The organism is Streptomyces vinaceus, from assembly GCF_008704935.1.
Taxonomy (GTDB): Bacteria; Actinomycetota; Actinomycetes; order Streptomycetales; family Streptomycetaceae; genus Streptomyces; species Streptomyces vinaceus.
In genome coordinates, this window is record NZ_CP023692.1 from 3,974,449 (window position 1) to 3,995,269 (window position 20,821).

The 20,821-nt window shown below is 74.9% G+C and carries 15 protein-coding genes, 1 tRNA gene and 1 pseudogene; 11 read left to right on the forward strand and 6 right to left on the reverse strand.

Annotation, left to right across the window (positions count from 1 at the left end):
* Positions 1-64: 64 nt before the first annotated feature.
* Complete coding sequence (locus tag CP980_RS17895; protein WP_132761455.1) at positions 65-1,345, reverse strand: ATP-grasp domain-containing protein; 1,281 nt, start codon at positions 1,343-1,345, stop codon at positions 65-67.
* On the reverse strand, positions 1,342-2,613 hold the full coding sequence (locus CP980_RS17900; RefSeq protein WP_150528600.1) for an ATP-grasp domain-containing protein: 1,272 nt from the start codon (positions 2,611-2,613) through the stop codon (positions 1,342-1,344). The genes CP980_RS17895 and CP980_RS17900 overlap by 4 nt, the downstream gene beginning before the upstream one ends.
* A gap of 247 nt (positions 2,614-2,860) precedes the next feature.
* Between CP980_RS17900 and CP980_RS17905 the strand changes: the two genes are divergently transcribed.
* From CP980_RS17905 to CP980_RS17945, 9 genes are all read left to right on the forward strand, one after another.
* A complete protein-coding gene (locus tag CP980_RS17905; protein ID WP_167535848.1) occupies positions 2,861-4,126 on the forward strand; it encodes an MDR family MFS transporter in 1,266 nt (421 codons plus the stop codon).
* Positions 4,127-4,189: 63 nt separating this feature from the next.
* Positions 4,190-4,816, forward strand: a complete 627-nt coding sequence (locus CP980_RS17910; protein ID WP_123513750.1) for a DinB family protein — start codon at positions 4,190-4,192, stop codon at positions 4,814-4,816.
* Between the two features lie 91 nt (positions 4,817-4,907).
* Complete coding sequence (locus tag CP980_RS17915; protein WP_165937504.1) at positions 4,908-5,684, forward strand: 2OG-Fe dioxygenase family protein; 777 nt, start codon at positions 4,908-4,910, stop codon at positions 5,682-5,684.
* A complete protein-coding gene (locus CP980_RS17920) occupies positions 5,684-6,181 on the forward strand; it encodes a GNAT family N-acetyltransferase (protein ID WP_132761459.1) in 498 nt (165 codons plus the stop codon). The genes CP980_RS17915 and CP980_RS17920 overlap by 1 nt, the downstream gene beginning before the upstream one ends.
* Positions 6,169-7,002, forward strand: a complete 834-nt coding sequence (locus tag CP980_RS17925; protein ID WP_208834784.1) for an AzlC family ABC transporter permease — start codon at positions 6,169-6,171, stop codon at positions 7,000-7,002. The genes CP980_RS17920 and CP980_RS17925 overlap by 13 nt, the downstream gene beginning before the upstream one ends.
* Positions 6,999-7,325 (forward strand): AzlD domain-containing protein, encoded by a 327-nt coding sequence (locus tag CP980_RS17930; protein ID WP_132761460.1) that lies wholly within the window; start codon positions 6,999-7,001, stop codon positions 7,323-7,325. The genes CP980_RS17925 and CP980_RS17930 overlap by 4 nt, the downstream gene beginning before the upstream one ends.
* A gap of 122 nt (positions 7,326-7,447) precedes the next feature.
* A tRNA-Met gene (locus CP980_RS17935) sits at positions 7,448-7,521 on the forward strand.
* 170 nt (positions 7,522-7,691) lie between these two features.
* Positions 7,692-8,909 carry a PP2C family protein-serine/threonine phosphatase gene (locus CP980_RS17940; protein ID WP_150528602.1) on the forward strand — a complete coding sequence of 406 codons (1,218 nt, stop codon included), beginning with the start codon at positions 7,692-7,694 and terminating at the stop codon, positions 8,907-8,909.
* A gap of 293 nt (positions 8,910-9,202) precedes the next feature.
* Positions 9,203-10,216, forward strand: a complete 1,014-nt coding sequence (locus CP980_RS17945) for a M23 family metallopeptidase (RefSeq protein WP_150528603.1) — start codon at positions 9,203-9,205, stop codon at positions 10,214-10,216.
* Here the strand turns inward: CP980_RS17945 and CP980_RS17950 are convergent.
* From CP980_RS17950 to CP980_RS17965, 4 genes are all read right to left on the reverse strand, one after another.
* Positions 10,125-11,447 carry a PrsW family intramembrane metalloprotease gene (locus tag CP980_RS17950; RefSeq protein WP_150528604.1) on the reverse strand — a complete coding sequence of 441 codons (1,323 nt, stop codon included), beginning with the start codon at positions 11,445-11,447 and terminating at the stop codon, positions 10,125-10,127. The genes CP980_RS17945 and CP980_RS17950 overlap by 92 nt on opposite strands.
* 52 nt (positions 11,448-11,499) lie before the next feature.
* Positions 11,500-12,282, reverse strand: a complete 783-nt coding sequence (gene trmB, locus CP980_RS17955) for a tRNA (guanosine(46)-N7)-methyltransferase TrmB (RefSeq protein ID WP_229907424.1) — start codon at positions 12,280-12,282, stop codon at positions 11,500-11,502.
* Positions 12,283-12,520: 238 nt separating this feature from the next.
* Positions 12,521-13,744, reverse strand: a complete 1,224-nt coding sequence (gene lhgO, locus CP980_RS17960; RefSeq protein ID WP_150528606.1) for an L-2-hydroxyglutarate oxidase — start codon at positions 13,742-13,744, stop codon at positions 12,521-12,523.
* 218 nt (positions 13,745-13,962) lie between these two features.
* Entirely contained in the window at positions 13,963-15,627 is a 1,665-nt protein-coding gene (locus CP980_RS17965; protein ID WP_150528607.1) for an NsdA family TPR-like regulatory protein, read from the reverse strand.
* A 661-nt stretch (positions 15,628-16,288) separates the two neighbouring features.
* Between CP980_RS17965 and CP980_RS17970 the strand changes: the two genes are divergently transcribed.
* Positions 16,289-18,475 (forward strand): asparagine synthase-related protein, encoded by a 2,187-nt coding sequence (locus tag CP980_RS17970; RefSeq protein ID WP_132761467.1) that lies wholly within the window; start codon positions 16,289-16,291, stop codon positions 18,473-18,475.
* A gap of 666 nt (positions 18,476-19,141) precedes the next feature.
* Positions 19,142-20,203 (forward strand): annotated as a pseudogene (locus CP980_RS17975) (AfsR/SARP family transcriptional regulator); the annotation flags it as partial.
* Between the last annotated feature and the right edge of the window lie 618 nt (positions 20,204-20,821).

Genomic DNA, 20,821 nt, shown 5'->3' on the forward strand with positions numbered 1-20,821 from the left:
GCGAAGTCCCGGACATCGGGCGACGTTTCACGTGAAACATCGCCACGGGCGGGGTGCGCAGCGGTCAGGCCGCCGGTACGACGACCACGTCGAGCCGCTCGTCCAGATCGGCGGCGATGCGCTCCACCCGGTCGATGTCGGCGGCGCTCCGGTAGGGCGCGGCCACCGCGAGCGAGCCGGCGATCTCGTACCAGCCCTCGGGGGCGCGCCGCAGCCGGTCCCCCGGCTTGGAGGCGGGGATGTACGAGCGAAAGTGCGGGGAGTGCGTCGCGTCGCCGGGGTTGTTGCGGACGAGGGTCCCGGTCCGGTACGCGAACTTGATGCAGGTGGCGGCCCGCGGGGCCGCGGCCCGCAGCACCTCGCCGTCCAGGAGCGCGCCCAGGGCGGAGGCGTCGTCCCCGGCCAGTACGGCCTTGGCGTAGAGGCGGACCGCGTCGATGCCGTGGACCTCGCGCAGGTTGCGGTAGTTCTGGCCGCCGCTCATGCGGGTGGCGAACTCCACGACCCGGTAACGGCCCTCGGAGTCCTGCCGGAACTCGGCGTTGAACAGGCAGTGCCGCACGCCCAGCCCCGCCACGATGCCCTCGGCGACCGCGACCAGCTCCGGCTCCTCCTCCGGGGTGCGGAACGGGAGGGTGTAGAAGTCCTCCTCGAAGTACGGGCCGGGCATCTGCATCTTGTTGGTGACGCCGACCAGGTGGAAGGCCCCGTCCAGGACCACCCCGTCGAGGGTGACCTCCTTGCCCGGGAGGAACTCCTCCAGGAGCGCGATCTCGGGGCCGTCGCTGGGGAAGTAGCCGCCCCACTCCTCGGCGAGGCGGGCCACGTCGGTCAGCGCCCGTTCCAGCTCGGCGCGGTCACGGACCAGGCTGACGCCGATACTGGCGGCCAGCGCGCTCGGCTTGACGATGAACGGGTACGTGAAGGCCTCGGCGGCGGCGAGACCGGCCTCGACCCCGGTCACCCCGGCGAACTTCGGGCCCGGCAGGCCGTGCCGCTCCAGGAAGGAGCGCTGGAGCTGTTTGTCGCGGGAGATCAGATCGGCCTCGGGCCGCGGCCAGGCATGCCCCAGAAGCTGGTTGACCCGGGAGGTGACGGCGATGTCGCTGTCGTAGAAGGTGATCGCCGAGGCGATGCCCAGCCGGCGGGCCGCGGTCGCGCAGAACTCGGCGAGCTCCGCCCCCTCCAGCGCTTCCGGGATCGGTACGACGTTGGCGAAGCGGCCGTCGTCGGCGGCCTGCGCGACCCGGGTCGCCAGGTGGATCTCCAGCCCCATCCGCTCCAGGGTTTCGATGTGCTCGCGGTGCCACGCGTACGTGTTCCGCATGATCAGCAGGATCTTCATGACGCGGTCTTTCCGTGGGAGTCGTTCAGAGGGGTGGTGACGACGGTGACCTTCTCGGTGAGCCGCTCGGCCGTGGCGACGGCGGCCTCGGTGTCCGCCCCGGTGACCAGCACCTGGCCGACCCGGTCCCAGTTGCCGCGCAGCTCCCCGACGGTGTCGCCGGGCCGCACGGTGGTCTCGACGTCGATGACGTCATCGAGGGCCCTGGCCTCGTCCGCGCCCTGGATCTCCACGACCCTGCCCGGCTCGGCGGACAGGAAGCGGGTGGCCGCCGCGTGGCGGGGCACGGGGCGCTCGGTGAGGGCCGGGACCAGCCCGAACTGCCAGGCCACGATCCACTCTTCGAGGTCGATGCCGTAGGCGGAGTCCAGCAGGTCGAAGATCCGGTCGCCGCCCATGCGGTTGTGGCTCTCGATGATCTGCGGACCCGTCGGGGACAGCCGCAGCTCGGTGTGGGCGGCCCCGTCGGTCAGGCCCATCGCGTCCAGGAAGCGGGCGACGGCCTCCTCGACGCGCCGCTCGTCCGCCGGGTCGAGGCGGGCCGGCAGTGCGTGACCGAGCTCGATGAACCCGCCTCCGGTGAGCTTCTCGGTCACCGCGAGGACGATGTGCCGGCCGGCGAACGAGAAGCTCTCGACGCTGTACTCGGGGCCGGCGATGTACTGCTCGGCGATGAACCGGCCGATGGTGAAGAACGCGCCCCACTGGAGGTCGGTCCGGGCCCGCAGGGCCTCCACCCCGGCCCACGCCTCGGCGGCCTGCTCCGGCCCGTCGATGCGTACGACGCCCAGGCTGGCGGTGGCGTCCACGGGCTTGAGCACGAACGGGTAGCCGTGCTCCGCGCCGAAGGCGGTCAGCGCCTCGACACCGTCGACCTCGGCCGCGGCCACCGACAGGGCCCGCACCTCCGGGGACGGGGACGCGGCCAGGTGGCGGCGCATCGCGTGCTTGTCGCGCAGCAGCTCGGCGACCTCCTCGGAGGTGTTGCCGAGACCCAGGTGGTCGCTGATCCGGCCGGCCGGGACCAGGCCCGGCTCGGTGATCGAGGCGACCCGGGTGAACCCGTACGCCTGCTGCGCGGCCTCCACCAGAGGACGGGTGACGTCCCAGTCGGTGTAGTCGGCGATGAGGACGGCCTCGGCCAGCTCGGCGGCCTCGGGCACGAACTGGTCCTTGTGCTGGATCAGCACGAAGCGGATTCCGAGGGCCGCCGCCTTGCGCAGCGTCTGTATCCGTCCGCCGACGACGAGAAGCATGTGTTCGGTCATGGCCAGAACACTGCAGCAGAATTCCGGACCGGGAAATGGATTCGGGCTGGCACAAGAGTGCCCGGCACGAATGACGCAGCGGCCGCCTTCGAGTGATCTTGAATCGGGTCTCGTCGAGGCGCCCGGGCAGGAATGTGCCAGCCCCGTTTGTGCCAGCCCTCAGCCCTGGGCAGGGCCTTGACCGGCGGGTTTCATGGTGGACGCCACCGCATCCGTGATGCATCCCCCGATCCAGAAGGAGCCCCCCATGGCCGGCGAGGACCCCTTGCGCCGACGATTGCAGGACCTGCCCAGAAGTGCCTGGGTGATCTTCTCCGGAATGTTCCTCATCAAATTCGGCAATTTCCTCAACGTATTCCTGGTGCTCTTTCTCGTCGCGCAGGGATTCTCCGCGTTCCAGGCCGGTGTGGCCCTCGGCGTCGTCGGGGTCGGCGCCTTCATCGGCAACGCCGTCGGCGGCACGGTCGCCGACCGGTTCGGCCGGCGCACCGCCATCGCCGTGTCGATGTTCGGCAGCAGCGCCGCCACCGCCCTCGTCCCGCTGACCGACGGGCTGCTCGCCACCACCGCGCTCGTCGGGCTCGTCGGCGTCTTCGCCCAGCTCTACCGGCCCGCGGCCGGCGCGCTGCTCATCGACGTGGTCCCCGAGAAGCAGCGGGTGACGGCCTTCGCCGTGCTGCGGCTCGCCATCAACGTCGGCATGGCGGTCGGCCCGCTCGTCGGCGGCCTGCTCAGCGGGGCCTCGTACACCTACGTCTTCCTCGGAGACGCCCTGTTCTCCTTCGCCTTCGGCGTGCTCGCGCTGAGCACGCTGCCGGGCGGGCGCCCGCCGGTCGGAACACCGGCGCCGCAGGCGGCGGCCAAGGGCAAGGGCAAGAGCACGGGCAAGGGGGGCTACCGCGAAGTGCTCTCCGACCGCCCGTACCTGCTCTTCCTCGGCTCGATGGTCGCCGCGACCTTCGTGTACGGGCAGTCCACGGCCACCCTGCCGCTGCACGTCACGGACGCCGGCTTCGACAACAAGGTGTACGGCCTGCTGCTCGGCCTCAACGCCCTGCTCTGCGTGGTCATCGAACTGCCGCTCACCCAGCACACCGAGCGCCGCAACCCACGCCGGGTGATCGCCGCGGGACTCGCCCTGCTGGGCATCGGCATGGCCCTCACGGGCGCGGTGCAGGCCGTCTGGCTGCTCGCCCTGACGGTGGTCGTCTGGACGGTCGCCGAGACCGTGTACACGCCGATCGCCAACGCCTACCCCGCCGAGTTCTCACCGGCCCACCTGCGCGGCCGCTACCAGGGGGCGGAGGGCATCGCCCACACCCTCGGCGGCGCACTCGGCCCGGCCGTCGGCGGCCTCCTCTACAGCATCTCCCCGCCGCTGCACTGGACGGCCTGCGCGGCCGTCGCGGGCCTCGGCGCCCTCCTGGTCCTGGGCGCCAAGCCCGGCACCCGCGGCGAGGTGAGCACCCCGCAGCCCGCCGAGACCACCCCCGAACCGGCCCCGGCGGCCTGAGCCTTCCCGTACTCCCGCACCCACCGGGCCCACCGGTCCATCCACCCGAAAGGCACCTTCACCATGACCACCCGCACCGCAGCCGGCAGCACCGCCACCCACGGCGTTCACCGGATCGACATCCCCTCCGCCACCGAGGACCCGGCCGCGTACGTCTCCGCGCTCCTCGAAGTCGCCGGCGAGCGCGACGCGTTCGACGTCCTCGCCAAGACCCCCGTCTGGGCCGCGCAGCTCTTCGCCGACCTGCCCACCGACCTCGCCGAGACCGTCCCCGAGCCGGGCGAGTGGCCCGCCGCCTTCATCGTCGGCCACCTCTTCGACGTCGACATCGTCTACGGGTTCCGCTGGCGTCTCGTGGCCACCGAGGACAACCCCGTCTACCCCGGCTACGACGAGCGGCTGTGGGCCCCGCTGCCCCGGCTCCCCTTCCGCCAGATGCTCGACGCCTGGACCGGCCTGCGCGCCTCCAACGTCGCCCTCCTCGCCGCGCTCACGCCCGAGGACCGGCAGCGCACCGGCCGCCACGGCGAGCAGGGCGGCGAAACGATGGAGGTCATGATCCGCAAGGTCATCGGCCACGACATCGCGCACATCAACCAGATCTACCGGGCCATCCGCCTCGTCCGCGAGGCCGCCGGTCTCGACGTCGCCGAGCTGGACGCCACGTACGAGTCGCTGGGCCTGCGCTGAAGCGCTCAAGCGCTGAATCCCCGGCGCCCGCCGCGCCCCGCCTCCCACCGCCACCCCGACACCCCACCACCTCCGGAGAGAGAACACCGCCGTGACCACCGTTGCCCACAAGCCCGCCCCCGACACCATCACCTCCGTCGGCCCCGACCTCCGCGACACCCTGCGCGAGCAGCGCTACGCCCTCGTGCCCGCCGCCGACCTGACCCTGTCCCCCGAGCTCGCCGCCGCCTTCGACGGCCTCCAGGCCTCCTGGGGCCGGCTCACCCCCGACACCCACTTCGGGGGCGGCGACCGCGCCGTCCGCACCCGCCGCTACAGCGACTTCACGTACGTGCCCGCCACCGGCGAGCTCGCCCCGCTCGACCACGTCGCGTACTACCAGAGCGAGGCCATGAACGCCTTCGTCGGCGGAATCGAGCGCCACTTCGGCGACGTCGAGGAGGCCACGTACCGCAACCCGCTCTTCCAGGCCCTGGTCCGCTACGACTTCGACAACCTGCCGGTCGAGGACGAGTACCGCGACCGCGCCTGGGTCTGCCAGATCCACCAGATCCGCATCGAGATCAACCCCGGCAAGTACAACGAGCTGGTCCCGGAGGGCATCCACTCCGACGGCTACCCGTGGGCCGGCCTGCACCTGATCTCCCGCGTCGACGTCGAGGGCGGCCACAGCACCGTCTTCACCTGGGACGAGGAGCCGCTCGCCAAGGGCACCTTCCTCACCCCGCTCGACTCGCTGATCTTCGAGGACCGCGCGATGAAGCACCACGTCACGGGCCTCAGCGCGGCCGAGGACAAGGGCGGCTACCGCGACGTCCTCGCGATCTCCTTCTCCCTGCCCGGCTCCCCGTACGAGACGCTGGTCTGATGAGCGCCGCAGCTCTGGCGCTCCAGGAGCCGTACACAGGGGTCGCGGCGTACGAGGCCCACGCTCCCGCCGCCGCACCGGCCGTCTCCGAGCCCATGACGGCGGCCGACATCCCGCAGGTCATCGAGCTGCTGCGGGCCGCGCCGCAGGCCGCGTACTGCGAGTGGGAGGACGAGCGGCTGCTCTCCGGGCACCTCGCCCACTCCTCGGACCTGTGCCGGGTGATCCGCACCCCCGCGGGCCGGGTCGTGGCGGCGCTGCTCGCCGGTTCGTTCGGCGTACGGGGAAGCATCAGCCACGCGGTGGTCGACCCCGGCCACCGCAGGCTGGGGCTGGCCCGGGTGCTGGCGGTCGACACCCTGGCGGCCTTCCGCCGTCGCGGGGTCAACCGGATCTTCCTCGCCGTCCTCGACGGGAACGAGGCCGCGACCGGCCTCTGGACGGGCGTGGGCTTCCGCCCGGCCCTGGGGGAGAGGACCTTCGAGTGCGATCTGTAGCGACCGATTCCCCGGCCCCGGCCCGTCCCGCCGCGGCCGGGGCCCGGGCCCCCGGGGCGGGGGCCGGGCCGGGCCGCGCGCCGCGGCAGCCCCGGGCCCCCTGGGCGGCGGGCTTCGGGCAGGCCGTCCCCGTGATGCTCGGCTACGTGCCGGTGGCCTTCGCGTTCGGCGTGCTGGGCCACACCGCGGGCCTGCCCTGGTGGGCGATGGTCGCCATGTCGGCCTTCGTGTACGGCGGTTCCTCGCAGTTCGCCGCCCTCCAGCTGCTGGCCGTCGGCGCCGCCCCGTACGCCATCGTCCTGACCACCTTCGTGGTCAACCTGCGCCATCTGCTGCTGTCCGCCGCGATCGCGCCCCGCCTCGCCGGGTGGCGCCGCCGCGAGCAGGCGCTCTTCGCCTACGAGCTCACCGACGAGGCCTTCGCGGTGCACTCCGCCCAGTACGCGGAGCGCGCCGAGCGCCCCAAGGCGGAGGTCTTCACCTTCAACACGGCCGTGCACGCCTCGTGGGTCGCGGGCACGCTCGCGGGCGTGCTGGCCGGCGACCTGGTCACCGACGTGGAGGCGTGGGGCCTCGACTACGCCCTGCCCGCCATGTTCATGGCCTTGCTGGCGGCCGGGGTCATCGCCGACCGGCGCGGGCTCGCCGTCGCGGTCGTCGCGGGCGGCGGCGCGGTCGGGCTGACACTGCTCGGCCTGCAGTACTGGGCCGTCCTCGTCGCGGCGGCCGTCGCGGCCACGTTCGGCCTGGCCGTCGCGGAGCGCGAGGGGCGCGCCGACGACGGCGAAGCCGTCCGTACGGAAGGAGTACCGGGCCGATGAGCCACCTCGTGCTCGCCCTGACCATCGCCGGCATGGCGGCCGTCACCTTCGGCCCGCGCCTGGTACCCACCCTCTTCCTCGCGGCGGCCGCCCTGCCCCGGCCCGTCGTGGTCTGGCTGCGGCAGGTGCCGCCCGCGGTGATCGCCGCCCTGCTCGCCCCGTCCCTGTTCGCCCCCGCCGGGACGCTGGACCTCGGCCCCGGCAACCCCGGCCTCTGGTTGGCCGTGCCGACCCTGCTGCTGGCCTGGCGGACCCGAAACTTCTACCTGACCATCGCCTTCGGCATCGGGTCCCTGGCCCTGCTCCGCCTGGTCACGGGCTGATGCGAAGCCGGCTTTCCGGCCCTCCGTACGGCTCTGACCTGCAGTTATTGCCGTCCTGGAGGCGACGGGACGGTTAATTGGCGCGCGCCCTCCCCGCGATGACGTAGAGTTGTGTTTACCGACGCGGGGTGGAGCAGCTCGGTAGCTCGCTGGGCTCATAACCCAGAGGTCGCAGGTTCAAATCCTGTCCCCGCTACTCAGTACGAAGGCCCGGTTCCCTTGGGAACCGGGCCTTCGTCGTTCTCCCCTTCCCTCTTCTCCCCTCCTCTCCTTCCCTTTTCTCCCCTCGCCCCCGGGCCCCGCCTCACCCGATCGGCCCGGGCCGGGTCGCCGTACCCTCCCCGCGGCAGCCAGCCTTGAGGGGCGATGCGGAGGCGGCCCGCACCCGCGCGAGGGACCGGGCAGGAGAGCGGCGTGTTGGGGCTGGGGCGGCAGCAGGGCGGCGACGAGGACCCGGGAGGCACCGGCAGCGGTGCGGCCCGCAAGGTGGTCCGCGCGCTCCCGGCCGTGCTGATCGCGGGCGGACTGGCCTTCGACCTGCTGACCCCGCCCAGCTACACCGGATCCCCCTTCTTCTCCGCGGCCCCGCTGATCGCCGCCCCGCTGTCCTCCCTGCGCGTCACGGTCCTCACCGGGGTGCTCGCCTCGCTCGCGGTCGTCCTGCTGCACCTCCTCAACGGCACCACCTGGCAGGTCGAGGCGCTGACCGAGCTGGTCACCGTCATGACCGTCTCCGGGCTCGCGATCCTGACCAACCGGGTCGTCCGGCGCAGCGGGGAGCGGCTCGCCTCGGCGCGCGGCATCGCCGAGGCGGCCCAGCGCGCTGTCCTGCCCGAACCCGCCGAGCGCATCGCCGGTCTGCACGTCCGCGCCCGGTACGAGGCCGCGCAGGCCGACGCCTTCATCGGCGGGGACCTGTACGCCGTCCAGGACACCCCCTTCGGGGTGCGGCTGGCGGTGGGGGACGTACGGGGCAAGGGGCTGGGGGCGGTGGAGGCCGTGGCCGTGGTCCTGGGCGCCTTCCGGGAGGCGGCGGATACGGAACCCACCCTGGAGGGCCTCGCCCAGCGGCTGGAACGGGCGCTGACCCGCGAGGGCACCCGGCGCGACAGCCTGGACTCGGTGGAGGGGTTCACCACCTGCGTGCTCGGCGAGATCCCGGCGGACGCGCAGGTGCTGCGCCTGGTCAACCGGGGCCATCCCGAGCCGCTGCTGCTGCACGCCGACGGGCGGCTGTCGGTCCTCGCCCCGGCGGAGCCCGCGCTGCCGCTCGGCATGGGGGACCTGGGCAGGGTCTGGCCGGACCGCGCCGAGGAGTGGCCCTTTCCCGCCGGGGCCACCCTGCTCCTGTACACGGACGGGCTGACCGAGGCGCGGGACGCGGCGGGGGTCTTCTACGATCCGGCGGCCCGGCTGAGCGGCCGCGTCTTCCCCGGTCCCGGGGAGCTGCTCGGCGCGCTCAGCAGCGACGTACGCCGGCACACGGGCGGCGGGGCGACGGACGACATGGCGCTGCTCGCGGTGGGCCGGCCGGGGGAGGGCGAGCCGGAGCGGCGGCGTACCGTCCCCGTGGTCGCTCCGTGACTGTGCGTCAGGTAAGTGGTGTGCACTGAAAGGTTTATGACGCTACGTCAAGGTGTGGGCGTGGCCGGAGAGATGTGGATCTTGCTTGATTTTTGGCCTGGTTGATCCGTTGAAGGGCTTTTAGTCCTGGCCAAGGCCGCGCGATACGTGGCCGATTACTGCCATCGATCCATCACAACAGCTTGGAATCACTCCCCTCCGTATATTACCGTTCGATAACGCAGCGCGGTCGTCCCAGCCGTCGCAAGAGACGGCGCCGTGCGCGTGCGTGTCCCCCTGAGGAGTGTGGCCCGGTGGCCTCCAACTCGCCTGCCCCCGAAGGCATAGAACTCCAGGAAGCGCCCACCGCCGGCGCCTGGGGTGAGTGGAACCCCACCGAGGACTCGGCCCGCCCGCCGCGCGGCAAGCACCGTGTCGCCAAGCAGCGCGGGGGACTTGCCCGCAGCTCCACCGTGCTCGGCGTCGGCGTCATCGCGGCCGTCGGCGCGGGCGGTATCGCCACCGCTCAGGACCGGCCCCAAGTCGCCATCTCCATGCCCTCGTTGCCCGACTTCGGCCTGGGCGGCGGCGGGGTCGACGGGCAGCACCACGCGGAGGCCGAAGGCACCGCGACCTCCGCCCGCCCGACCGGCATCATCGCGCAGCAGGCGACCCAGCACGCCGACGCCGGAGCCACCCTCGTGGGCCGCATCCTCCAGCAGGCCGAGTCCCAGGAGACCGCGGCCGACGCCCAGGCCCGGGCCCAGGCCGAGCGGGCGGCGCAGGACGCGGCCGCCGCGGAGGCCAAGGCCAAGCGGGAGGCCGCCGAGAAGGAGGCGGAGGACGCCCGCCTGGCCGCCGAGACGGCCGCGAAGGAGGCCAAGGAGGCCGCCGACGCCAAGGCCGAGCAGGAGCGCCCCTCGAAGCCCTCCGGCAGCTACTCCCTCCCCACCTCCGCCTACACCCTCACCTCGCACTACGGCGATTCCGGTTCCATGTGGTCCTCCGGCCACCACACCGGCCTCGACTTCGCCGCCCCGACCGGCACGCCCGTCAAGGCCGTCGCCTCCGGGAAGATCACCTCGGCCGGCTGGTCCGGGGCGTACGGCTACCGGATCGTGCTGGAGCTCGAAGACGGTACGGAGGTCTGGTACTGCCACCTGTCCTCGATGTCGGTGACCTCCGGCTCGGTCGGCGCCGGCGACACCATCGGCCGCGTCGGCGCCACGGGCAACGTCACCGGACCCCATCTCCACCTGGAAGTACGCAAGGGCGGCTCGACGACGGACCCCCTGGCGTGGCTGGAGTCCAAGGGCCTGAACGTCTAGAGCGCGGCACGAGCGGTACGAAGACCCGCTCCAGGGATTCCAGGGGCGCGAGGGGGGCCGGCCGGGGCTCGACGAGCTCCTCCAGGACCGCCGCCCGGGCCAGCGCGGGCCCCGCCGTCGCCTTGCGCAGCCACAGCCGGTGCAGCAACTCCCGCTCCCGGCAGGCGAAATCCGGCACCCCGGCCGGGCCCCCGTGCCGGGCCCGGTGCCGCAGCAGGGCCAGTGCCGCCGCGTCCGCCTCGTACAGGGCGACCGCCCTGCCCGCCGCCCGGCCCCCCGTGGACCGGGCCAGCGTGCGGGCCAGCGACCGGGCGGGCATCGACACCAGTGCCGGCACCTCCGCCGGGCGCAGCCAGCCCGCGGCCGCGTACACCGCCAGCTCCCCGGCGACCGCCCGCAGCCGGCGCCGCCTTATCCGTACGGCCAGCCACAGCAGCAGGGCGAACACCGGGACCATCACGCAGCCGTAGACCACGTAGAACCCGTGCTCCCCGAACCGCGAGGAGCTGTTCCACAGCGCGTGCAGACCCATCGCGGCCAGTAGTCCGAGCAGCGGCAGCCCGGTCCGGCGCACCCGGCCCGCCCCGAGCGCGGCCGCGCCGAACCCGAGTCCGGTGAGCACCGTGAACAGCGGGTGCGCGAACGGCGACACCACGATCCGCACGAAGAAGGTCGCCGCCGTCACCGAGTCCAGCGGGGCGGCACCGCTCTCCACGTCCTCGCCGAAGGCGTTGCCGAGATAGAGGACGTTCTCGGTGCAGGCGAAGCCGGTGGCGGTGAACCCGGCCACCACGAACCCGTCGGCGGGGCCGGTGAACTGGCGTTTTCGGAACGCGAACACCAGCAGCAGGGCGGCCGCCTTGGCGCTCTCCTCGACCACCGGCGCGATCGCCACCGAACCGAGCCGGTCGGCGGCCGAGGCATCGGCGGTGGCCGCCTCTATCCACTCGGTGGCGAAGTTGTTGGCCAGTATCGCGATCAGGGCCGCGGTGCAGGCGCCCCAGCCGAAGCAGAACAGCAGCTGCGCCCAGGGGCGGGGCGCGGCGCGGCCCAGCCACCGGAAGGCCGCCATGAGCGGCGGCACCGGCAGCACGGCCAGCCCGAGGCCGACGAAGAACCCCGCGGTACCCGTCTGCTCCCGCACGAGTTCGAGGATCGCCAGCCCCGACAGCGCCAGCACGGCGATCACGCACGCACGGACGCCGCGGACAGCAGGGAGCGCTCGGAACACACGATGACTCTAGCGAGCCGCTCTGACACGGCGAGTGACGTACGGGGTTTCTCTACTCGTTCGGGGAAGCGTGCTCCCGGCGCGCGAAGAGCAGGTCGTGCACGACGTGCCCCTTGTCGAGGCCCTGCCCCTCGAACCGGGTGAGCGGCCGGAACTCGGGCCGCGGCGCGTAGCCGCCGTCCGCCTGCGTGTTCTCGAACCGCGGGTGCGCGGTGAGCACTTCGAGCATCTGCTCGGCGTACGGCTCCCAGTCGGTCGCACAGTGCAGTACGGCCCCAGGGGCGAGGCGGGTCGCGGCGAGGTCGAGGAACTCGGGCTGGATCAGCCGCCGCTTGTGGTGACGGGCCTTGGGCCACGGGTCCGGGAAGTACACGCGCAGGCCGGCCAGGGAGTCGGGCGGCAGCATCTCGCGGAGCAGGATGATGGCGTCGCCGTTGGCGACGCGGACGTTGGTCATCCCGCCGCGCTCGGCGAGCGCGAGCAGGTTCCCCTGGCCGGGGGTGTGCACGTCGGCGGCGAGGATGCCGGTCGACGGATCGGCGGCGGCCATCTGCGCGGTGGCCTCGCCCATGCCGAAACCGATCTCCAGCACGACGGGCAGGCCGCCGAACATCTCGTCGAGGTCGATGACGGAACGCCCGTCGATGTCGAGCCCCCAGGTCCCCCAGAGCCGCTTCAGGGCTTCGCCCTGCCCGGTGGTGACCCGGCTGCGCCGCGGCTGGAAGCTGCGGATCCGCCGCTCGTGGTGCGAACCGGCCGGATCGGGGGCCGGGCCGTCGGGGAACCGGGGCTCGGTCCGCCACTTCGGGGGCACGTAGGAATTCGCCTCCGGCACGGTCTCCGGGGCGCTGGGCTGGGGGGTGAGGGACTCAGACACAATGCCCAGATTCTACGACCCCGCCCCGGCCCGGCCGCCGCCCGCCGAGCCGACGGCACGCAGCGCCGTCCGGCCCCGTCGGGTGCTTGAGGCCCGGTCCGGTCCGGCCCCGGCCTGCGCCTCGCGGTCAGGCCGTCCGGTACCTCCCGGTCCGGCCCCGCCCGTCCGGCCGACCCCCTCCGGTACCCCGCTCTAACTACGCGCGCAGCGATGCCAGCGCCCGCCGGGCGATCTCCCGCCCGATCGGCAGCGAAGCGGTGGCGGCGGGCGACGGCGCGTTCAGCACGTGCACCGTCCGCGGCCCCTCCTTGATCAGGAAGTCGTCCACGAGCGTCCCGTCCCGCAGCACGGCCTGCGCCCGGACCCCGGACCCGGCCGGCGCCAGATCCGCCGCCGACACCGCCGGCAGCAGCCTCCGTACCGCCTCCGTGAACGCCTGCTTCGACAGCGAACGGTGGATCTCCCCCATCCCGTACCGCCAGTGGCGCCGGGCCATCCGCCAGGATCCCGGCCAGGCCAGCTCGTCCGCCACGTCCCGCGGCCGGACCACGCCCCAGCCGTACCCCTCGCGCGCCAGCGCCGGCACCGCGTTCGGCCCGACGTGGACCCCGCCCCCGATGCCCCGCGTCAGGTGCACGCCGAGGAAGGGGAACGCCGGATCCGGCACCGGGTAGACCAGCCCGCGGACCAGATCGGGCCGCGCCAAGTCGTAGTACTCCCCGCGGAACGGCACGATCCGCATGCCCGGGTCGTCCCCGGCCAGCCGCGCGACCCGGTCGCACTGCAGCCCCGCGCAGTTCACCAGCACCCGCGCCCGCACCACGAGCCCCGCCGTCGTGCGCACCGCGATGCCGCTCGGCCGCCGCGAGACCAGGTCCACCGCCCCGCCGTAGACGATCTCGGCTCCGGAGGACTCCGCGAGCTGCCGCGCCACCTGCCCGTAGTCCACGATCCCGGTCGTGCCGACATGGATCGCGGCCAGGCCCTGCACCTCCGGCTCGTACTCGGAGATCTGCGCCGGACCCAGCTCGCGCACCGGGATGCCGTTCTCCCGGCCCCGCTGCACCAGCGCGTGCAGCCGCGGCAGCTCGTCCCGCCCGGTGGCGACGATCAGCTTCCCGGTGACCTCGTGGGCGATGCCGTGCTCGGCGCAGAACTTGACCATCTCGGCGGCCCCGCGCACCGCGAAGCGCGCCTTGAGCGATCCCGGCCGGTAGTAGATGCCGCTGTGGATCACCCCGCTGTTGCGCCCCGTCTGGTGCCGGGCCGGGCCGGACTCCTTCTCCAGCACCACGACCCGCGTCCCCGGGGCCAGCTGCGCCAGGGCATGCGCCGTCGACAGACCGACGATGCCGCCGCCGATCACCAGCACATCGCAGTCCAACCTGCCCGCGCCGCCCACGCTTCCCGTGCCGCCCATGCCGCCGCCCAAGCCGCCACCTCCCACCCCTGCATACTGCACCCCGCCACTGACATTGCGGCCACGCGGGTCCGCGCCGCGGCACCCGGCGGCCTCCCGCCCGGTGCCGCCGGCTGCTGCGCGCCGCCGGACTCCTGCGCGCCCGGCGGGCCGCCGCGCGCCCGCCCGGCCGCCGCGTGCCCGCCCGATTCCTGCGCGCCGCCAGGCCGCCGTCCGGATCAGGCCTGCGCCACCAGCAGCGGCCGTGCCCGCTCCCGCAGCTCCGCCACCCGCGGCTCGTCCCCGTACGGTTCGAGCCGGTGCAACAGGTCCCGTACGTACTCGGTCGTGCGCGCCGAGGAGATCCTGCCCGCGACCTCCACCGCCCGGGTGCCGGCCGCGCACGCCGCGTCGAGGTTGCCCGACTCCAGCTCCGCCACCGCGCTCACCACCAGCCGCAGCCCGTGCGAGCGCACGTACTCCTCCGTCGGGCGCGACAGCGCCTGCTCGGTGAAGCGCCGGACCTGCCGCGGCAGCTTGAGGTCCCGGTAGCACTCGGCCGCGTCCGCCGCGAAGCGGTCGTACGAATAGAAACCGAGCCAGGTCGGATCCGGGTCGCCCTCGCGCGCCCGCTCCAGCCAGCCCTCCGCCGCCCGCAGCGCCGCCCCGGCGGCCGCCGAATCGCCCGCCTTCGCGTGCGCCCGCGCCTCGACGAGCCGGAAGAAGCTCATGGTCCGCGCCGTGGCCAGGCCGCGGTTGCGCTCCACGGCCGCCTGCGCCAGGTCCACCCCCTCGTCCGGGAAGTCCCGGTAGGTGGCCTGGAGCGACATGGAGGCCAGCACGTACCCGCCCAGCGGGACGTCGGCGGCCGCGCGGGCCAGGCGCAGCGCCTGGATGTAGTAGCGCTGGGCCGCCTCCTGCTGGCCGGTGTCGAAGGCCATCCACCCGGCCAGACGCGTCAGTTCGGCGGTCGCGCCGAACAGCGCGCGGCCCACGTCGTCGCTGTACGAGCCGAGCAGCAGCGGCGCCGCGTCGACCCGCAGGCACTCCGGCACCATCGAGGAACGCCAGTCCCCGCCGCCGTACTTGGAGTCCCAGCGGCGCGCGTCCTCGGCCGCCTCGCGCAGCTTGGTCACGTCGCTGTGGCCCACGCGCTGCGGCGCCGGATCGTAGAGCCCGGCGGGCGCGGCCCCGGGTGCGGCCGCCGCCGCGGGCACCTGCCCGGGCGGGGCGTGCGGCGTTTCACCCGAAGACTGCGCGGGCAGACCCGATGACGAAGAGGACGACGCGGACGCAGGGGAAGACGACGCGGACGCGGACGCAGGGGAAGACGGGGACGACGCGGACATCGGCGAGGGCGAACCCCCGGCCGCCGCCGGCTCGCGCGACGCCACGGTCGCGCGGGACGGGGCGGCGGGCTCGCGCGCCACCGAACCGTCCGCCGGAGATATCAGCCAGCGCGAGGCGGGCGTCGCGTACGCGGACACCGCGAAGGAGCCGGCCAGCGACTGCCAGATCCCGCCACCGCCACCCGCGCCGCCCCTGCGGCCCGCGAGGTCCAGCCGGTACAGATCGGTGGCCGAGCGCACCGCCTCGCCCACGTCCCGCGGGAAGGCCAGGCCGACCTCGGGCGCGGGATCCGCGTCCGCCAGCCCGATCTCGTGCAGCGGCACCGGCCGCCCCAGCTTCGCGCCGATCGCGGCGGCGATCAGATGCGGCGCCGCGCCCTGCGGCACCATGCCCTTCGACACCCACCGGGCGACCGAGGTCTTGTCGTAGCGGAGCGTCAGGCCGCGCTGTGCGCCGAGGTCGTTGACCCGCCGGGCCAGCCCGGCGTTGCTGATGCCCGCGAGGGCGAGGACGGCGCCGAGCTTCTCATTGGGCTCGCGGAGCTCCCTGGACATGCGCCACCCCTCGTCACACGCGGAACGCACACAACGCATACGCCGCCGGGGCATAGTTGCCCGGCATTTCGTAAACCCAGCGTAGTTCCCCGCCTCCCAAGCGTTAAGGCCCCGACTTCCCTATGGCGGGATTGTTGTCCGCCCGCACAGTCGGGGCGGGGTCCGCGCCGCGGGCGCACGCCCCCTCCCGTGCTCCGTGCGTGTGGCCGTGCGCCCGCCCGTGCGCTCTGGCCGGTCGGCGGGCCCGGCGATTCGATGTGCCCTGCGTGGGTCGGCCCGCTGCGTGGATCCGGCGGGCCGGGGGATGCCGCCGCCCCAATCCCCGCGGGTGGCGGAACGGTCCGGGGGGCGGATCCCGCCTCCCGGACCGCGCCCGCCGGCCGGTGCGGCCGGACGCCCGAGGGCGGGCGGCGGCGCCGAGTACGGCCGCGGCGCGGCCGAAGAATGGCTGAAACCGGCCTATGGGGCGGTGGGAACGGAACGCCAAATACTGCGTGTCCGCGGCGTGTTCGTTTGCACCTGCGCCCTCCCGGGCCACTCTCGCACGCCTGTCTCGTGGCAGCATGGACCCCGAGCCACCCGGGGTCCCGTCGGCCACGCCCTCAGCGCTGACCGCGACGTTCCCGCCCCGGTCAATTGCCCACGGGCTGGGGAGGCGGCGGTGCGCTGGTTGGTCGGCTGGAGCAGTATCGCCGCGAGCTTCGGCACGGCCGGCCGCGTGTCCGGCCAGGGCGGATCCGGCCCACGCGACCACCTGAGCGGCGGCCCGGTGACCGGAGGCCTCGCCGACGCCGACACCGCCCACCCGGACGACCCCACCGCCGAACGCACCGTCGTCCCCGTCGGAGCCCAGCTGCTCTGGGGAGACCCCGACCCCCTGTGGGCCGTCGGCGACTGGCGCCCCGACGAGATCCGCACCCTCGCCGCCGACCCGGCCGACCCCTTCACCCGCCTCGCCGTCCTCGGCTGCTGCGGCGCCACCGACGCCGAACTGCGCAGCGCCCTCCTCGCCGCCCGCGGCGGAGCCCTGCGCCACCTCACCCAGTGGTCCGGCAGCTACACCGCCGTCGTCCAGACCGGCCGGCGCATCACCGTCGTCGGCGATCTCGCGGGCGCCCGGCCCGTGTTCTACACCCCCTGGGCGGGCGGGACCGCGTACGCCACCGCCGCACTGCCGCTCGCCGACCTCATCGAGGCGCAGCTCGACATCGGCCACCTCGCGGCCCTGCTGGCCTGCCCCGACAGCCCGGAGGCACTGGGCGACGGCACACCGTACGTCGGCGTGCGGCGCATCCCGCCCGGGCACGCCCTGATCCTGCGCGAGGGCTCGCGCGAGATCACCGGGTACGAGCCGGTGGCCTCCCTCGCGGTGGCCGCTCCCACGGCCGACCCGGAGCGCGCGGTGGAGGGCGTACGCGAAGCATTGGTGGATGCCGTGCGCGCCCGGCTCACGGCTCCGCGGCATGCCCCCGACACGCCGCCCCACGACCCCGGCCCGGTGCCCGGAATGGGCCCCGCCGACCGGCGCGCGGCCCGGGGCGCACCCGCGCCTGCGCCCGGCGTGGGCGCCGACCTCTCCGGAGGCAGCGCCTCCGCGACCCTCGCGCTGCTCGCCGCGGGCCTGCCCGGCGCGCCCGGCACGGTGCTGAAGCAGTCCGGCGAACGGCTCCTCGCCGTCACCTTCAACGACCTCGCCACCCCCCGGGGCCGCGAGGCCGAACTCGAACGTGCCCGCGCCATCGCCGCCGACCCCCGGCTGCACCACGTCGTCGTGGCCGCCGCCGAGGAGGCACTCCCGTACGCCGACCTCGACGGCCCCCTCACCGACGAACCCGGCCCCTCGCTGGTCACCGCCGCCCGCGAACGGCGCCGGCTGGCCGCCGGCTCGGCCGACCACTTCGTCGGGCACGGCGCCCGCCAAGTCCTCGACGCACACCCGGCCCGCCTCGCCGACCTCCTCATGGACCGCCGCAGACGCCACCTGCTGCGCCCGGTCGCGGCCCTGGCCCGCTCGGCGCCGGGCGACTCCGCCCTGTCCCTGCTGGTCCCGTTCTCCGTCTACTCGGCGGCCCGCCGGCTGGCTCGTACGCCGTACCGCGCGGGCATGGAAGCGGCGGCGGCCCGGCTGCGCGAAGGGGCCGTGGCGGGGGGCGCCTCGAACCCGGTGGACGCCTCGCTGGCGGCCCTGACCTGGTCCCGGCCGGGCCCGGCGGCGGCCTGGCTGACGGGGGAGGCCCTCGCGGAAGTATCGATCCGCCTGACCACCGCCGCGGGCCGCCCCCCGCTGTCGCTGCGCCCCGGCGAGGCCCGGGCCCGCGCCGCGCTGACCCGGCACGCGGCCGACCACCGGGTCTTCGAACAGGCGGTGGAGGTCCGCAGCCAGCGCCTGCACGCACCGTTCCTGGACAACCAGGTCGTACGGGCCGCCCGCGCCCTCCCGGAGTCCCTGCGGGTCCAGCCCGGCGCGCGGGCCACGATCCTGCGCACGGTCCTCTCCTCGGCGGGCGTACGCGAACTCCCCCCGGGCTGGGGCGCCCCGGCCCACACCCCGAACGAAACGGCCACCCGCCTGGGCCTCGGCGCGGCGCTGCCCTCGCTGCTCTCCCTCTTCACGGCCCCGCTCCTGGCGGACGCGGGCCTGATCGAGGCCCGGGTCGTCCAACAGGCCCTGGTGGACGCGGCGGAGGGCCACCCGGTCCCCCTGGACGGCCTGGCGGAACTCGTCTCGATGGAGCTGTGGCTGGGCCGCCTCCTCGCCCGCCGGGGCACGTGCTGGACGGGTACGTCCACCCCCCGCCGCAGGGCGGTCCCGGAAGGAGTCCCCACCCCCCGCCCGGCCCTCTCCTGAACCCGCCCCAGGGCCCCACGCCCCCGACCGACCGCGGCCCTCCCGGCGACGCCGAGGTACGGCCCGGCTGACGCGGCTCCCGGCAGCGCCGAGGCACCGGCCCGCCACCCCGGTCGACGCGGCTCCCGGTGGCGCCGCGGACCCGGTCGGCTGCCCTGGTCGGTGCCGGCGGCGCCGTGGACCGCCCGGCCGCCGCGGCCGTCAGTCGACGCCGAGGTCCCGGCCACTGCCCCGGCCGACGCGGGCCCCGGCAACGGCGCGGCACCGGCCGGCCGTCCCGGTCGACGCGGCCCTCCGGCAGCGCCGAGGTACCGCCCGGCCGACGCGGCGCTCCGGCAATGCCGAGGTCCCGGCTGGCCGGCCCGGCCGACGCGGCCCCCGGGCAGCGCCGCGGCACCGGCCGGCCGTCCCGGCCGATGCGGCCCCGGCCGGCAGCGGCGCGGCTCCCGCCCGCGGATGCGGGTGATGCCGGTGCTCAAGTCCGGAAACCCGGGGTGGCGCGGCGGGCGGTCGCTTCCCGCCACCTGGCATATCCAGTTCCGCCGCCGCATCTACGGCGACTGGCAACCGGGCCCGACGGCGCCCATCCGCCCTGTTCGGCACCTGAGCGGCGCTCCCCGGGCAAATCCGCTCCGGCCCCACGAGTGGCCCCTCAATCCGAGCCCCATGGGGTTCCGGCCCCGGGCTCTTGCGGCGCCGTGCGAGCCGAGCCCCGGCAGGGGCACAGGCATCGAGCGGCGCGCCACTGGCCCACCGGCGGCCCGTCGAGGGGCCCCGGGGTTCGAGGCGCGGAGTGCGGCGCCGAGCCCCGGCGGGGCGCCGGCATCGAGTGGGCCGGCAACCGCTGACCGGCGGGCCGCCGAGGCGGGAAGGCGGGAGCTCCGGCCCGGCCGTGTACTTGCGGCACAGGGACGCGGGGCCGAGCCCCGGCGGGGGCCGGCGCCCCGCGCGTGGCCGCGCGCAAACCCTCCGGCACCCCCGGCAGCGGCAAGGCAGAATTGCCCGGTGCGGTATCTCATCCTTGGCGTCACCGAGGCGCGCGACGAGACCGGCGCCCCCCTCCCCATCGGCGGCGCCCGCCTGCGCGCGCTCCTCGCCGCCCTCGCGCTCCGCGTCGGCGGCCCGGCCGCCGCCCCCGTCGTCGACCTCGTCGACGACATCTGGGGCGACGCCCCGCCCCAGGACGCCCCCGCCGCCCTCCAGGCCCTCGTCGCCCGGCTCCGCCGCGCCCTCGGCCGCCGGGAAACGGTCCTCGCCGACCCCGCCGGCGGCTACCGCCTGGCCGTCGCGGACCGCGACGACGTCGACCTGCACCGTTTCACCCGGCTCGCCCGCCAGGGCGCCCGGCAGCTGGCCACCGACCCCGCCACCGCCGCCGAAACCCTCCACACCGCCCTCGCCCTCTGGCGCGGCCCCGCCTTCGCCGACCTCCCCGAGCCCGCCCGTACCGCCCACGCCGCCACGCCCGAAGCCCACCGCGCTACCGCCCTCCGCGCCCGGATCGAGGCCGAACTCCGCAGCGGGGCCGCCGACCCGGCGTCGCTCCTGCCGGAGATCGAGGCGCTGATCCGGGAGCACCCGTACGACGAGCCCCTGCGCGCCCAGCAGCTCCGGGCGCTCCGCGCGTGCGGCCGCCCGGCCGACGCCCTCGCCGCGTACGAGCGCACCCGCCACACCCTCGCCGAAGCCCTCGGCACCGATCCGGGCCCCGAACTCGCGGCCCTCCACGCGGAACTCCTCCACCCCACACCCGCAGCACCCCCCGTACCCCCCACGCCCCACCCCGAAGGCCCGGCGACACCGCTGCCGCACGGCACCCCGGCGCCCTCCCCGACTCCCGCGCCCGCAGCCTCGGTGCCAGCGGGGACGGCAGTGCCCCGTGGGCAGCGGATACACCTGCCGACTCCCGCGCCCGCCTCCACGGCGCACCCGGGACCCGAGGCGCCGCAGTTCCCCCAGGGGTCGCCGTACGAGCACACTCCCGCGTCTGCGGCGCACCCGGAGGCCGACGCGCTGCAGCTCACCGATGGGTCGCCGTACGAGCCAACTCCCGTGTCTGCAGGGGCGGCTGTACCCAGTGCAGCCCCCATGGCCGCCGAGCCCGTGGCACACCCCGCGCCCCCGTTGGCGTCAACGTCCCATGGCCACCGGACGTACCCGCCGACTCCCGCGCCCCCGCCGGCCGCCACGCCGGCATCCGCGGCGCCGCCCGTGTCCCCGGCGGCGCCGGTGACGTCCGCACACCCCACGTCCTCGGCACCCCCGGCAACGCCCGCGCCGGTGGCGCCGGAGACCGCCGCCGCGTTCGTGGAACACCGGCAACCGCCCGCACCCGCAGCGGCCACC